The 15032-nt window shown below is 71.1% G+C and carries 11 protein-coding genes; 7 read left to right on the top strand and 4 right to left on the bottom strand.

Going from position 1 to position 15032, the window contains the following annotated elements:
* The first annotated feature begins 435 nt into the window (after positions 1-435).
* Positions 436-1086, top strand: a complete 651-nt coding sequence (locus B079_RS0113450) for a dienelactone hydrolase family protein (RefSeq protein WP_037801578.1) — start codon at positions 436-438, stop codon at positions 1084-1086.
* A gap of 1 nt (position 1087) precedes the next feature.
* Here B079_RS0113450 and polX read toward each other — a convergent pair whose 3' ends face one another.
* Entirely contained in the window at positions 1088-2851 is a 1764-nt protein-coding gene (gene polX / locus B079_RS0113445; protein WP_018546331.1) for a DNA polymerase/3'-5' exonuclease PolX, read from the bottom strand.
* Between the two features lie 111 nt (positions 2852-2962).
* On the opposite strand from polX, the gene B079_RS0113440 reads away from it, so the two are divergent.
* Positions 2963-3175: a hypothetical protein gene (locus B079_RS0113440; RefSeq protein WP_018546330.1), complete on the top strand. Its 213-nt coding sequence runs from the start codon at positions 2963-2965 to the stop codon at positions 3173-3175.
* A gap of 11 nt (positions 3176-3186) precedes the next feature.
* Here B079_RS0113440 and dnaK read toward each other — a convergent pair whose 3' ends face one another.
* The 3 genes from dnaK to B079_RS0113425 all read right to left on the bottom strand — a co-directional run bounded on the left by dnaK (position 3187) and on the right by B079_RS0113425 (position 6371).
* Entirely contained in the window at positions 3187-5070 is a 1884-nt protein-coding gene (gene dnaK, locus B079_RS0113435) for a molecular chaperone DnaK (RefSeq protein ID WP_018546329.1), read from the bottom strand.
* A 74-nt stretch (positions 5071-5144) separates the two neighbouring features.
* Positions 5145-5558 (bottom strand): hypothetical protein, encoded by a 414-nt coding sequence (locus tag B079_RS31980; RefSeq protein ID WP_018546328.1) that lies wholly within the window; start codon positions 5556-5558, stop codon positions 5145-5147.
* A gap of 81 nt (positions 5559-5639) precedes the next feature.
* The gene (locus tag B079_RS0113425; RefSeq protein ID WP_018546327.1) at positions 5640-6371 is read right to left on the bottom strand and encodes an MgtC/SapB family protein; all 732 of its coding nucleotides are present in this window, start codon (positions 6369-6371) and stop codon (positions 5640-5642) included.
* A gap of 164 nt (positions 6372-6535) precedes the next feature.
* Here B079_RS0113425 and B079_RS0113420 point away from each other — a divergent pair, with 164 nt between their 5' ends.
* The 5 genes from B079_RS0113420 to B079_RS0113400 all read left to right on the top strand — a co-directional run bounded on the left by B079_RS0113420 (position 6536) and on the right by B079_RS0113400 (position 15027).
* Positions 6536-6982 carry a MarR family winged helix-turn-helix transcriptional regulator gene (locus tag B079_RS0113420; RefSeq protein ID WP_026248658.1) on the top strand — a complete coding sequence of 149 codons (447 nt, stop codon included), beginning with the start codon at positions 6536-6538 and terminating at the stop codon, positions 6980-6982.
* Positions 6975-8387, top strand: coding sequence for an MFS transporter (locus B079_RS0113415; RefSeq protein ID WP_018546325.1), 1413 nt, complete (start codon positions 6975-6977; stop codon positions 8385-8387). Before B079_RS0113420 ends, B079_RS0113415 begins: the two co-directional genes overlap by 8 nt.
* Positions 8388-8405: 18 nt before the next feature.
* Complete coding sequence (locus tag B079_RS0113410; RefSeq protein WP_018546324.1) at positions 8406-8969, top strand: cysteine hydrolase family protein; 564 nt, start codon at positions 8406-8408, stop codon at positions 8967-8969.
* 197 nt (positions 8970-9166) lie between these two features.
* On the top strand, positions 9167-11773 hold the full coding sequence (locus B079_RS0113405; RefSeq protein ID WP_018546323.1) for a Pls/PosA family non-ribosomal peptide synthetase: 2607 nt from the start codon (positions 9167-9169) through the stop codon (positions 11771-11773).
* Between the two features lie 11 nt (positions 11774-11784).
* Positions 11785-15027, top strand: a complete 3243-nt coding sequence (locus B079_RS0113400) for a non-ribosomal peptide synthetase (RefSeq protein WP_018546322.1) — start codon at positions 11785-11787, stop codon at positions 15025-15027.
* Positions 15028-15032 lie beyond the last annotated feature (5 nt).

Below are 15032 nucleotides of genomic sequence, written 5' to 3'. Positions count from 1 at the left end.
GTGGCCGGTCGGCCGGCTCATCATGCCCGAGATGATCACGGAATCGGCCGAGGCGTCCCGGTACGGCGGACGACATGTCAACAGGCGTTGACAGGAGGGGGAATCGGCGGTCGGCTTCGGCACGCAGAGCCTGGTCGCCGACCATCTCTCCGGGCTCCTCATCATGTTCGAGGACCAGTACGGCGTGGGGACACCGTCGACCTCGGCGAGACGGTGGGCGAGGACGCCCACCTCGACACCGCGGGCATCGACATCCCGTTCCCGCAGCGCACGATCTGGCTGCGGAACGAGGCGGCGGGCGCCGAGGCCGTGGGGCGCGCGGGCTGATCCGGGGCGAGCGGCCCCTCGTGCGGTGTGCAGACGCCCGCTGGGCGGGTACGCGGGAGGCGCCGCGCGAAGGGGCCGTCCGACCGGTCCCGGAAGGAGATGGTGGCGGTGATCTCCGAGATGGTGCTGATTCCCGCCGAGGGGGCCGCGTTGGAGGGCGATCTGGGGTTGCCCGACGGGGCGCGGGCGGTGGTGTTGTTCGCGCATGGCAGCGGGAGTTCCCGGCACAGCCCGCGCAATCGGATGGTCGCAGGGGAGCTGAGGAACGCCGGGTTCGGGACGCTGCTGATGGATCTGCTCAGTGAACGCGAGGAACTGGAGGACGTCGTCACGGGCGAGCACCGCTTCGACATCCCGTTGCTCGGGCGGCGGGTCGTCGCCGCGATCGACTGGCTGGCGGAGCCGGAAAGCACGAGGGAGCTGCCGGTCGCGCTGTTCGGGGCGAGCACCGGGGCCGCCGCCGCACTGGTGGCCGCGGCCGAGCGATCGGTGCGGGTCTACGCCGTGATCTCCCGGGGCGGACGCCCCGACCTGGCCGGGGACGCGCTGGAGCAGGTGAGCGCCCCGGTCCTCCTGCTGGTCGGCGGCGACGACCCCGAAGTCCTGCGGCTCAACGAGGAGGCCGCGGCACGGCTGCGCGCCCCGCACGAGCTGCGCGTCGTACCCGGCGCGACCCACCTCTTCGAGGAGCCCGGCACCCTGGAGGAGGTCGCGCGGCTGGCGGGGGAGTGGTGCGCGGAGCGGTTGCGCGACCGGTGACTCACGAGGCGTTCCGGGCGCCGGACCGCCGCCCCTTGCGCAGGAAACGCCGCAACCGCGTCTCCGGCCAGGTGTTGATCACATCGTCCTTCGTCAGCCACCCCCGCTGCGCCGTCCCCACCCCGTACCGGGTGTTGGCCAGATGGAGCACGGAGTGCGCGTCGCTGTCGACGGCGAACTTCACACCGTGGCGGCGGGCGCGCAGGATGTCCTCGTCGCGCAGGTCCAGGCGGTCGGGGTGGGAGTTGATCTCCAGGGCGGTGCCGGTGCGGGCGCAGGCGGCGAAGATCTCGTCCAGGTCGGCGTCCAGCGGGGACCGCTTGCCGATGAGGCGGGTGGTGGGGTGGCCGATGACGTTGACGTACGGGTTCTCGCAGGCCCGGACGATCCGCCGGGTCAGCGCCTCACGGCTCTGGTCGAAGTGCGAGTGCACCGAGGCCACGCACAGGTCGAAGCCCGCCAGGAACTCCTCGGGCCAGTCCACCTCGCCCTCCGGGCCGATGTTCAGCTCGACCCCGTGCAGCAGCCGCATCCCACGCCGCCTGCCCCGCTTGCCGTACGTGCCGTCGAGCTTCTTCACCTGCTCGCGCTGGGCCAGCATCCGCTCCTCGGTCATCCGCTGCATGGACAGGTCGGGCCCGTGATCGGTGATCGCGAGGTACGCGTAACCGCGTGCCGCTGCCGCCTCCGCCATCTCCTCCAGCGGCGCGAGTCCGTCGGTCAGATCGGTGTGGGTGTGCAGATCGCCCCGGAGGTCCGACTCCTGGACCAGGACGGGCAGTTCGCCGCGCAGTCCGGCCTCGATCTCGCCCCGGTCCTCGCGCAGCGGTGGCGGAATCCAGGGCAGCCCGAGCCGGGCGTACACCTCCTCCTCGGTCTCGGAGACGATCTTCTCCCCGCTCTCGGCGTCGAACAGGCCGTACTCGGACAGCTTCAGCCCCTGGTGCACGGCCAGCTCCCGGGTGCGGATGTTGTGCGCCTTCGACCCGGTGAAGTACTGCAGCGCCGCGCCCCAGGAGTCCGGCGGTACGACCCGCAGATCGACGGCCAGCCCCCGGTCGGTGCGCACCGAGGTCTTCGCCGGGCCGTGCGCGATCACCTCGGTGACGTAAGGGAGTTCGGTGAACGCCTTCATCAGCGGCGCGGACTTCTCGGCCGCGACGAGGATGTCGATGTCGCCGATCGTCTCCCGCATCCGGCGCAGCGACCCCGCGCAGGTGCAGCGGCGGCAGCCGGGCACCTCGGACAGCGCCGCGACGATCTCGTCCGCGAGGTCCATGGCGACGTCGATCAGGACGCGGTCGCCCGAGGACCGGAGGAGTTCGACGCCGTGGAGGATCTTCTCCTCCGTCTTCGGCCCGAAGCCCTTCAGCTCGCGCGGCTTCTCGGCGTGGATCGCGTCGACCAGTTCCTCGACCGAGGAGATGCCCAGCTCGTCGTAGAGCGCCATCGCCTTCTTCGGACCGAGCGTGGGAATGGCCGTCAGGCGCCGGACCCCGGCCGGGATCCTGGCGCGCAGCTCGTCGACCGCCGCCACACCGCCGGTGCGGAAGTATTCCTCGATCTTTTCCGCGATCGACCTGCCGACCCCGGGGATCTCCCGCAGCCCCTTGGCGTCCAGCGTGGACACGTCCGCGTGATAGCCGCCGACGGCACGGGCGGCCTTCTCGTAGACGCGCGCCTTGTACGCCTCCCCGCCGGTGATCGAGATCAGGTCGGCGTACTCCTGGAACAGGGCCGCCACTTCGTCATTGGGCCGGGCCATGGTCTCCGAGTAGGCAGGAACGCGGCATTCATTCCTGTCCCCGGGCCGACAGCGGCACGGAAAGTCGACTTATGGTGGTCGTACGGGACTCCGAACGGTCGCGAGGCGCCCATGCGAGTCGAACTGATCCCCCAGGCCGCGAACGTGCTCTTCGGCGTGCCCGACGAGATGCACGCGGAGATCATCATGCTCATCGACGCGGTCACCAAGGACGCGGAGACCGAGCCCCCGGCCCTGGCCGCCGCGTTCGGCGAGTGGTGCTGGCTCGTCTACACCGTCCACGGTGACGTGATCGAGGTGCTGGACGTGGGCTGCGCCCGCTGAGACGGAACGCGTCAGCCCGCCTCCCGCTTGTCGTCGTCGACGATCTCGGCGTCCACCACCTCGTCGTCCGCCGAGCCCCCGGCGGACCCCGCGTCGGACGACGGCGCCTGGCTCTCCCCGCTCGCCGCGCTTCCCGCGCTTTGCGCCCGCGAGGTGTCGTACAGCGCGGCACCCAGCTTCTGCGCCGACTCGCTCGCCCGCTCCAGGGCCGACCGGATCGCCGTCGTGTCCTCGCCCTTGAGCTGTTCCTTCAGCTCCGCGATCGCGGTCTCCGTCTCGTGGCGCGCGTCCGCCGGGATCTTCTCGGGGTTGTCCCTGATCAGTTTCTCGGTGGAGTAGACGAGCTGTTCGGCCTGGTTGCGGGTCTCGGCGGCCTCGCGGCGCCGGTGGTCCTCCTCCGCGTACTGCTCGGCCTCGCGCACCATGCGGTCGATGTCGCCCTTGGCCAGCGCCGAGCCCCCGGTGACGGTCATCTTCTGTTCCCTGCCGGTGCCGAGGTCCTTGGCGGAGACGTGCATGATCCCGTTGGCGTCGATGTCGAAGGCCACCTCGATCTGCGGCACCGAACGCGGGGCGGGCGGCAGCCCGGTCAGCTCGAACATGCCGAGCTTCTTGTTGTACGCCGCGATCTCCCGCTCGCCCTGGAAGACCTGCACGCTCACCGAGGGCTGGTTGTCCTCGGCGGTGGTGAAGATCTCCGAACGGCGCGTCGGGATCGTGGTGTTGCGCTCGATCAGCTTGGTCATGATGCCGCCCTTGGTCTCGATGCCCAGGGACAGCGGGGTCACGTCGAGCAGCAGGATGTCCTTGACCTCGCCCTTGAGGACACCGGCCTGGAGACTGGCGCCGACGGCCACGACCTCGTCTGGGTTGACGCCCTTGTGCGGGTCCTTGCCGGTCAGCTCGCGCACCAGCTCCGTCACCGCCGGCATCCGGGTCGAACCGCCGACCAGGATCACATGGTCGATGTCGGCCAGTTCGATCCCGGCGTCCTTGACCGCGCTGTGGAACGGTCCCTTGCAGCGCTCCAGCAGATCCTCCGTCAGCTGCTGGAACTGCGCGCGGGTCAGCTTCTCCTCCAAGTGCATCGGACCGTCAGCGGAGGCGCTGATGTAGGGCAGGGCGATGTTCGTCTCGGTCGCGCTGGACAGCTCGATCTTCGCCTTCTCGGCGGCCTCGCGCAGCCGCTGCACCGCCATCTTGTCCTTGGCGAGATCGATGCCGTGATGGTTCTTGAAGGTCGTGACCAGGTGGTCGACGACCCGCTGGTCCCAGTCGTCACCGCCCAGATGCGTGTCGCCGTTGGTGGCCTTGACCTCGATGACGCCCTCGCCGATCTCCAGGAGGGACACGTCGAAGGTGCCGCCGCCGAGGTCGAAGACGAGGACCGTCTGGTCGTCCTCCTTGTCCAGGCCGTACGCCAGCGCAGCCGCCGTCGGCTCGTTCACGATCCGCAGGACGTTCAGGCCCGCGATCTCCCCGGCCTCCTTGGTCGCCTGCCGCTGCGCGTCGTCGAAGTAGGCCGGTACGGTCACCACGGCGTCGGTGACGTCCTCGCCGAGGTACGACTCCGCGTCCCGCTTGAGCTTCTGCAGCACCCGCGCGGAGATCTCCTGCGCGGTGTACCGCTTGCCGTCGATGTCCCCCTGGTCGGGGAAGCGCCAGCCGTGGTCGCCGACATGCCGCTTGACGGAGCGCGCGGTGCGCTCGACGTTCGTGACGGCCTGCCGCTTGGCGACCTCGCCGACCAGGACCTCGCCGCTCTTGGCGAAGGCCACGACCGACGGGGTGGTCCGCGTCCCTTCCGTGTTGGTGATGACGGTGGGCTCGCCGCCCTCGAGGACCGAGACCACCGAGTTCGTCGTACCGAGGTCGATGCCGACCGAACGCGCCATCTGGGCTCACCCTCCTCGCCTGTGCCCCGTTCGTCCCGGGTTGCCGGGAAACCCGGGACGAAACGTGCGGTCCCTCAGGTCAGGGCGGCTCGGGGCGGCTCCTCCCCGGGGACGGGGAGCGGCTGCCGGTACCGCGTGGAGGTGTCGAGCCCCGGCACACTCCGGGCCAGCGACCGGGCCGTGCTCCGGGCTTTCGCCGGGGTCGGCACGGACACGGCGAGGAGGCGGTAGGGCGCGGGCGGCCGGAGTTCGACGCACACGACGGGCTCACCGGGCCGTACGACGGTGAAGTCCGTCCCGGCCTGATGGGCGCGCGTCCCGATCCGCCGGGTGCCGTGCCGGGGGACTCCCCGCAGCGCACGCCACCAGTCGGGCTCGGCGGTCACCCGGCGGACGGCCGCCAGCGGTACGCGCACATCGGCGTGCCGGGCCGCCGCCCGCTCCCGCAGCGACAGGCGTACGACCAGCTCGTCACCGTCGACCGACATCCGTGCCATGGTCCTCCCATTGTCCGCCGGGAGGCGGCCGGACGCCGGTCCGGGAGGGTCGGCCGCCCGGTCCGGGGAGTGTCAGTCGTCGTCCGTGGACACGTTCAGCGCCACGTCGATCACGCCCGGGTCCTGGAACAGCTCCGAGGTCAGCTCGCCGGTGTCGCCCGTCCCCTCCAGTTCGAACAGGACGTGGGCGGCCGGATCGGTCTGCCCGGGCAGCCGCTCGACCTTGACCTGGGTGATGCGGAACCCGCGCCGGGTGCAGGTCTCCATCAGCCGGGGCAGCAGCGCGGTCCCGGTGCGGTAGGTCATGTGCAGCTCGTAGGCGGAGGGCGTCGAGCTGGGCATCATCCCGGCGGCGAAGCGGGGGTAGCCGCGCACGACGAGGAAGTGCAGGACGGTGACCGCGATGGCGAGGATCGGCAGCCCGCCGCCGCAGGCCATGCCGACCGCGCAGGTGAGCCAGACCGTGGCCGCGGTGGTCAGACCGCGCACCGCGTCCCGGCGCACGAAGATGATGCCGCCGCCGATGAAGCCGATCCCGGAGACGATCTGCGCCGCCACCCGCGAGGGGTCGAACGAGACGTGCTCCAGACCCAGCACATCGGTGAAGCCGTACTGGGACACCTCCATCATCAGGGCGCTGGCGATGCCGACCAGGGTGTGCGTGCGCAGCCCCGCGCTCTTCTGCTGGGCCGCCCGCTCCCAGCCGATGACACTCGACAGCACCAGCGCCAGCCCCAGCTCCGCCAGCTGCCGCAGTCCCTGCCCGTTGCTCACGTCCCACATCGGGACGGCCAGTTGGCTCATGCGCACCTCCACTCCGGCCCCTGCGCCTACCCAGCCGGAGAGCCATGCCGCCCGTGACTGATCAGAAGCGTTATGTCACGGATGGTAACTCTTGTGGGGTCCTCGTGATCTCATTCCACAGGGAAAGCTGTACAGTTGGAACTGTAAAGATTACGGTGGGCCGCATGAGTGAGAACCCCGGCCTGCCGCCCTCCGCGATCCAGGCATCGCGCGACGTCCGCACCGTCATCAGCCGACTGCGCCGCCGCATCCTGAAGGCGTCCGAGGTCGACGACCTCACCCTGAGCCAGGCGTCCGTCCTGGCCCGTCTGTCCGACAAGGGCGGTGTCACGGCGAGCGAACTGGCCGCCGACGAGGGCGTACGGCACCAGTCGATGACCGCGACCGTCGCCTCGCTCGCCGCGATGGGCCTGCTGGAGCGCCACCCCGACCCGGACGACGGGCGCCGCCTGCTCATCGTGCTGACGGACGAGGGCAGGCGCCGCGTGGCGGAGGGCCGCCAGGCCCGTACCGAATGGCTCGCGGAGCGGCTGCTGGACCGGTGCACCGAGGAGGAGCGGCAGACCGTGATCACCGCCATGGCCGTACTGGAGCGGCTGACCCGTGACTGAGGCGAAGGCGGACGCCATATCCGAGACGGAGAAGCCCGGCTTCGACCGGCGGCTGCTGCCGCCCATGATGCTGGGCTCCGTCCTCAACCCGATCAACTCGACGATCATCTCCGTCGCGCTCGTCCCCATCGGTACGGCCCTGGGCGCCCCCGCCTCCCAGACCGCCTGGCTCGTCTCGGCGCTCTATCTGGCCACCTCGCTCGGACAGCCCGTCGTGGGGCGGCTCATCGACCTGTTCGGACCGCGCAGACTGTTCCTGATCAGCACGAGCCTCGTCGGCGTCGCCGGTGTCGTCGGCGCCCTCGCGCCGAACCTCGGGGTGCTGATCGTCGCGCGGGTCCTGCTCGGGTTCGGCACCTGCGCGGGCTACCCGGCCGCGATGGCCCTGCTGCGCAGCGAGGCCCGGCGCACCGGTCATGACAGCCCCGGCGGGGTGCTGACCGCGCTCGCCGTCACCAACCAGACCATCGCCGTCGTCGGCCCGCTGCTCGGCGGGCTGCTCATCGCGGTCGGCGGCTGGCGGGCCACCTTCGCACTGAACGTCCCGCTGGCCGTGCTCGCCGTCCTGCTCGGCCTGTGGCGGCTGCCCAGGTCCGCCCCCGGGACGGACGAGTCCGGGCCCGCCGCCGCGCGGCTCGACCTGCCCGGCATGGCCCTGTTCGCCGCGACGCTCACCTCGCTGCTGCTCTTCCTGATGAACCTGCATCTGCGCGACGGGTACCTGCTGCTGATCGCCGTCGCCGCGGGAACCGCCTTCGCGCTGCGGGAGCTGCGCGCCGCCGCCCCCTTCATCGACCTGCGCGTCCTCGGCGGCAACACCCCGCTGATCGCGACGTACGGCCGCGCGCTCGTCGCCTATGTCGTCTCTTACGCCTTCCTCTACGGCTTCAGCCAGTGGACCGAGGAGGGCTACGGGCTCAGTCCCTTCCACGCCGGACTGGCGCAGATCCCCATGTTCCTCATGGCCATCGGGGTCTCGATCGTCTCCGGGCGCCGCAAGGGCGTGCGCGGCAAGCTGCTGCTCGGCGCGGCCGGGCAGATCGTCGCCTGCCTGCTGATCCTCACCCTCTCCGGGAAGAGCCCGTTCTGGATGCTGCCGCTGGTCGCCCTGCTCTTCGGCGTCCCGCAGGGGCTGAACAACCTGGCCCTCCAGAACTCCGTCTACTTCCAGGCCGACCCCGACCGCATCGCGTCCTCGGCCGGACTGCTGCGCACCTTCGCCTACATCGGCTCGATGGTCGCCTCCTCCGCGACCGCCGCGTCCTTCGGCCGCCACGCCGACACCGCCGGGATCCACCACCTCGCCTGGGTCATGCTCGGCGCCGGTGCGCTCTATCTGCTGCTGACCGTGTTCGACCGCACGCTGGGCCGCGCGACTGCGGCCGACGCGCAGACGGCGAAGTGACGTACGAAAGGCACACCCATGCCCCGCACCGCCCTGCTCCTCATGGACCTCCAGGTCGCCCACGCGGCCCACATGCCCGACGGCTACCTGCCCCGCGCTGTGCGCGCCCTCCATACGGCGCGTGCCGCGGGTGTGCCGGTCATCCATGTGGCGCTCCAGCTGCGCGCGGACCACGTCGACGCGCACCCCCGCAACAAGATCTTCGGCGCCCTCCCTCCGGGCCGCTACACCGCCGGTGACCCCGGCGCCGCGCTCGTTCCCGAGGCGGCCCCCGTCGACGGCGAGATCGTCGTCCACAAGAACCGGGTCAGCGCCTTCGCGGGCAACGACCTGCGGCAGCTCCTCGACACCCGGGGTATCGAGCACGTCGCCCTGGCCGGTGTCTCCACCGCCGGGGTCGTCCTGGCCGCCGCTTTCCAGGCCGCCGACCTCGACTACGGCGTCACCGTCCTGTCGGACGCCTGTGCCGACAGCGACCCCGCCCTGCACGACACGGTCATCGGCGAGGTGCTGATCCGCCGGCCGGACATCGGCACCGCCACCGTTGAGGAATGGGGGCGGTTGCTCGGCGTGACCGGCTGAGCACACCGCCTGTCCGCCCCGTCCCGGGCTCCGCCGTTCAGGTGATCCCTGGAGTGCCGCTCATCCGCGTGCACCCAGGGATCACGGGCTTGCCAGGCGTATTCCCGTTCCCGGGGTGATCGACTCGGAGTGGCAGCCTCGCGGTCGCGGGCCGAAACTGAAGCGGCCAGCGATCCAGACCTCTTCGAGGAGATCAAATGGTGGAGCAGTCCTCGGAGGTCCACTCGGAGACAGATATACGCGGACCGGAAGGCGGCGCCGTCACCCGGCGCGACAGCCCCGGTCCGGTGAGAGCGGACACCGAAACGCGCCTCGCGGAAGTGCTGGCCGGTGTCGTGGGGATCGAGACCATTCCCCCCGACGGCAATTTCTTCGACGACCTCGGTGCCAATTCCCTGGTCATGGCGCAATTCTGCGCGCGGGTCCGCAAACGCGGAGACCTGCCCTCCCCGTCCATGAAGGACATCTACCAGCACCCCACGCTCCGCGGTCTGGCGGCGGCTCTGGAACAGGCCGCCCCGCCCCAGGTGGACGCCCCGGCGTCCCTCGCGCCGCTGGTGCGGACCGTGCCGCCGGAACCGGTGCGGCGGGCGAGCCGGGCCTCCCACGTCCTGTGCGGAACTCTGCAGACGCTGTGCTTCCTGGGGTATTCACTGGTCGCCGGATTCGGCACCGCCGCCGGTTACGAATGGGTCGCCTCGGGATCGGGGCTGTGGGAGATCTATCTGCGTTCCCTGCTGTTCGGCGGCGCCGGATTCCTGGTCCTGTGCGCCATACCGGTCGTCGCCAAATGGGTGCTGATCGGCCGCTGGAAACCCGTCGAATTCCCCGTCTGGAGCGCCGCGTACCTGCGTTTCTGGATCGTGAAGTCGCTGCTCCACGCCAATCCGATGCTTCTCTTCGTCGGAAATCCGCTGTACGTGCTCTATCTGCGGGCGCTCGGCGCGCGGATCGGCAAGGGCGTCACGATCCTCTCCCACTCCATGCCGGTCTGCACCGACCTGGTGACCATCGGCTCCGGCACCGTCGTCCGCAAGGACACGTTCCTGCTCGGCTACCGGGCGTACGCGGGACGCATCCAGACCGGCCGGATCACCCTCGGCCGCGACGTGTACATCGGCGAGAAGACCATCCTGGACATCGACACGTCGATGGGCGACGGCGCGCAGCTCGGCCACTCCTCGTCCCTGCACCGGGGCCAGGCGGTCCCGGACGGCGAGCACCGGCACGGATCGCCCGCCCAGCCCACCGAGGTCGACTATGTGCGGGTCGCCCCGGCCCCGTGCGGCGCCCTGCGCCGTACCTGGTTCGGCTGCGCCTCCCTGCTCCAGCTGCTCCTGCTGTACATCCCGCTGGGGGTGGGCGGGATGTACATGCTGTTCACCGAGGTGCCGGCGATCCGCAAGCGCCTGGAGCCCGCCGCCGCGCTCACGCTGTCCGAGCTGGCATGGGACTCGGTGCTCCTCTCGCTGGCCCTCTTCCTCGGCTTCGTCGTCCTGGGCCTGGCCGCCCTCTGCACGCTCCCGCGCCTGCTGAGCCTGGTCGTGAGACCGGACCGGGTGTACCCGCTCTACGGCTTCCAGTACGCGGTGCACCGGGCGACCGCGCGCATGACCAACGTCAAGTTCTTCGCGTGGCTCTTCGGCGACAGCTCGTACATCGTGAGCTACCTGCGCGGCATCGGGTACGACCTCTCGCACGTCGAGCAGACGGGCTCCAACTTCGGCACCGAGGTGCAGCACGAGAGCCCGCTCCTGGTCACCGTGGGCAGCGGCACGATGGTGGCCGACGGGCTCTCCGTCATCAACGCGGACTACTCCGCCACCTCGTTCCGCCTCTCGCGGACGACCATCGGCGCGCACAACTTCCTCGGCAACAACATCGCCTACCCCACCGGCGGCCGGACCGGCGAGAACTGCCTGCTGGCCACCAAGGTGATGGTGCCGCTGGACGGCGAGGTCCGTGAAGGTGTCGGACTGCTCGGCTCGCCGTGCTTCGAGATCCCCCGCACGGTGGAGCGCGACGCGCGGTTCGACCACCTCAGGGGCGGCGAGGCGCTGCGCCAGGGGCTCGCCGCGAAGAACCGCTACAACCTGCGCTCGATGGCCCTGATGCTGTTCGTACGCTGGCTGCACGTCCTCGCGCTCACCCTCCTGGCGCTGGCCACCGTGAACCTGTACGGCGTGGTGGGGCACTTCGTGATCGCCGGGTACATGGCGCTGACGCTGCTGCTGTCCACCGGCTACTACATCGTGGTGGAACGCTGCCTGCTGTCCTTCCGCAGGCTGCGCCCCCAGCTGTGCTCCATCTACGACCGCTCGTTCTGGAAGCAGGAGCGGCTGTGGAAGATCCCGGACCAGCACCTGAACATCTTCAACGGCACCCCCTACAAGCCCCTGATCTGGCGGCTGATGGGCGTCCGTATCGGCCGCATGGTCTTCGACGACGGCAGCTTCATCACCGAGCGCACGCTCACCGCCATCGGTGACGGAGCCACGCTCAACGCCGGATGCAAGATCCAGTGCCACTCGCAGGAGGACGGCACCTTCAAGTCCGCCGTCACCAGGATCGGCGCCGACTGCACGCTGGGCGTCGCCGCGCACGTGCACTACGGCGTGAAGGTGGGCGAGGGCGCCGTGCTCGCGCCCGACTCCTTCCTGATGAAGGGCGAGGAGGTCCCGCCGCACGCGCACTGGGGCGGCAACCCCGCCGCCGACCTGCCCGAGACCGCGCCGCCCCCCGTGGGACCGGATCGCAGAACACCCCCGTTTCTGGACAACGCCGCCGCAACGACCGTGAGTTGAGGGAGCAATCGATGGAAGCGCACGTGGAGGCGGACCGGGACTTCTGGTGCCGGACACTCACCGCCGGAGGCTTCACCCAGGTCCCGAGGTGGACCGGGCAGCCGGCGGCCGGCGTGGCCGAGTACGAGGTGCCCGTGCCCGAAGCCCTGGCGGACGCCGTGCACGCGCTGGCACACGAGCTTCACGTGCCCTTCGACGCCCTCCTGCTGGCGGTCCACGCCAAGGCGCTGGCCGCTCTCTCCGGCGAACAGGACGTGGTCACGGGCCACTTCGCCGATGCCACCGGCGAACCCCTGCCGCTGCGCCTGACCGCCGCCCCCGGCACCTGGCGCGACCTGGTCACGGCGGCCCACCGCGCGCGGGCCGACGTGCTCGCGCACCGTGACTTCCCGGTGGCCGCGCTCCGGCGCGAACTGGCCCTGACCGAACCGCCGTACGAGGTCACCTGCGGAGCGGGCGACGGCACCCTCCCCGACGACGTCGTGCTGCACGTGGGCTGGAGCGGGGACGACGGAGCGCCCATGCTGCGGCTGCGCTACCGGACGGACGTCCTGTACACCGGGAGCGCGGCCCGCATCGCCGGATACCACCTCACCGCGCTGAACCTGATGACCGCCGATCCGGACGCCGAACACACCCGGCAGAGCCTGCTGTCGGCGCGGGAGAGGCACGAGCTGCTGGAGGGGCTGGCCGGGCCCGAGCGGGCGCTCCCCGACGCGCGGGCGCACGAACTCTTCGAGCGGCGCGTGCGGACCCACCCGGACGCGGTGGCCGCCGTGCAGGGCGACCGGCAGTGGACGTACGGCGAACTCAACGCCCGCGCCAACCGGTTGGCCCGCGCGCTGCTCGCCCGGGGCCTTGACCGCGAGGACGTGGTCGCGGTCGTCACCGAACGGAATCTCGACTGGCTGGCCGCGACCCTCGCGGTCCTCAAGGCGGGCGGCGCCTATCTGCCGATCGAGCCGCACTTCCCGCCCGGCCGGATCGCGGCCACGCTGTCCCGGGCCGGGTGCCGCCTGGTGCTGACCGAGCGGGGCAGCACCGGCACTCTCGACCAGGCGCTCGCCACCGTCCCCGACGCCGAGAGGCTGCTCGTCGAGGACGCGTACGCCGAGCCGCACGCCGACGACGACCCGGGCATCACGGTCGACCCCGGCCAGCTCGCCTACATCTACTTCACCTCCGGCTCCACGGGCGAGCCGAAGGGCGCGATGTGCGAGCACGCGGGCATGGTCAACCACCTCTTCGCCAAGATCGACGACCTGGGCATCGGCGAGGGCGACACGGTGGCCCAGACCGCACCGCAGTGCTTCGACATCTCCCTGTGGCAGCTGGTGTCCGGACTGCTCGTGGGCGGCCGGACCCTGCTGGTCGGACAGGACGTGCTGGTCGACGTGGAGCGCTTCGTCGACACCCTGACCGAAGTCCGGGTCGGCGTCACCCAGCTCGTGCCCTCCTATCTGGAGGTCCTGGTCTCCTACTTGGAGCAGCACCCCCGCGAACTCCCCGATCTGCGCTGCGTGTCGGTGACCGGTGAGGCGCTGAAGCCGGAACTCACCCAGCGCTGGTTCGCCGTCCAGCCCGGCATCGAGCTGGTCAACGCCTACGGCCTGACCGAGACGTCGGACGACACCAACCACGAGATCATCGACGGCCCGTGCGAACGCGTCCTGCTGGGCCGCGCGGTCAACAACGTGCGCGTGTACGTCGTGGACGAGCACCTGGACCTGGTCCCGCTCGGCGCCCCCGGCCTCATCGCCTTCTCCGGCGTCTGCGTCGGCCGGGGCTACGTCAACGACCCCGAGCGCACCCGCGAGGCGTACCGGGAGGACCCGTACCGCCCCGGCGAACGGCTCTACCTGGGCGGCGACTGGGGCCGCTGGCACCCCGGCGGCAAGCTGGAGTTCCTCGGGCGCCGGGACAACCAGGTCAAGATCCGCGGCTTCCGCATCGAGATCGGGGAGATCGAGAACACCCTGCTGCGGGTGCCCGGTGTACGCGACGGCGCGGTGGTCGTCGCCGAGCGGCCCGGCCAGGGCAAGCACCTGATCGCCTTCTACTCCGGGCGGCAGCTCCCCGTGGACGAGCTGCGCGACACGCTCGCCGCCGACCTGCCCGCCTACATGGTCCCGTCCGCCTTCCACTGGCAGTCCGCCCTGCCGCTGACCGCCAACGGCAAGACCGACCGCAAGGCGCTCACCGCGCTGGCCGAACAGAGCGCGCCCGAGCGCGAGGAGGCAGGTGACGCCCCGCGCACCCCGGCCGAGCGCCGACTCGCCGCCATCTGGGCGGAGTTGCTGGGTCTGCCCGAGCAGCGGATCGGACGCACCGACCACTTCTTCGACGCGGGCGGCACCTCGCTGACGGCCGTGAAGCTCACCATCGCGCTCGACCGCGCGGTGTCCCTCAAGGACATCACCCGCCACCCGGTCCTCGCCGACCTGGCCGCCCTTCTCGACGGCGCGAGCGGTGCGCGCACCGAACTGCTCCAGCCGCTCGCGGAGACGGCCGGGACACCGGAGAGCACGCTGGTGTGCTTCCCCTACGCGGGCGGCAACGCCGTCAACTACCAGCCGATGGCCGGTGCGCTGGCGGCCTCCGATACCCAGGTGCTCGCGGTGGAGCTGCCCGGACACGATCTCGCCGCCCACCAGGAGCCGTTCGCCCCGATCCCCGAGGTGGCGCGGCGGGTGGCCGACGAGATCACCGCACGCGGGCTGACCCGGGTCATGCTGTGGGGCCACTCCTCGGGCACCGCCCCGGCCGTCGAGACCGCCCGCAGGCTCCAGGAACGCGGCATCGAGGTGACCCGGCTGTTCCTGGCCGCACAGCTGCCCGGCACCGTGGCTGAACGCCGCGCCGCCATCACCGAGTTGGACGGCCGGGACGACACCGCCATCGCCGCCCGGCTTGCCTCGGAGGGTGGTTACACCGAGCTGGCCGAACTCGCCGCGCCGCACGCGGGACGTGTCGGCGCCGCCTACCGGCACGACTGCCTGGCCGCGCACCGCTACTTCAGCGACGCCCTGGAGAACCCGCCCCGGGCGAGACTCGCGGCCCCGGTGACGGTCGTCGTGGCCGCCGACGACCCGTACACGGCCGGACACACCGACGCCCACCGGGACTGGCTGCTCCTGGCCGACCACGTGGACCTGCACGAACTCCCCGACGGGGGCCACTACTTCACCCGGCTGCGCCCGGACGAGGCGGCCAAGGCGGTCCTCGCCGCCACAGCCCCGCTGGCCCCTTCCTGAACCTC

This window comes from Streptomyces sp. LaPpAH-108 (genome assembly GCF_000373625.1).
Classification (GTDB): Bacteria; Actinomycetota; Actinomycetes; order Streptomycetales; family Streptomycetaceae; genus Streptomyces.
This window is presented reverse-complemented; position numbering and strand designations above follow the sequence as displayed.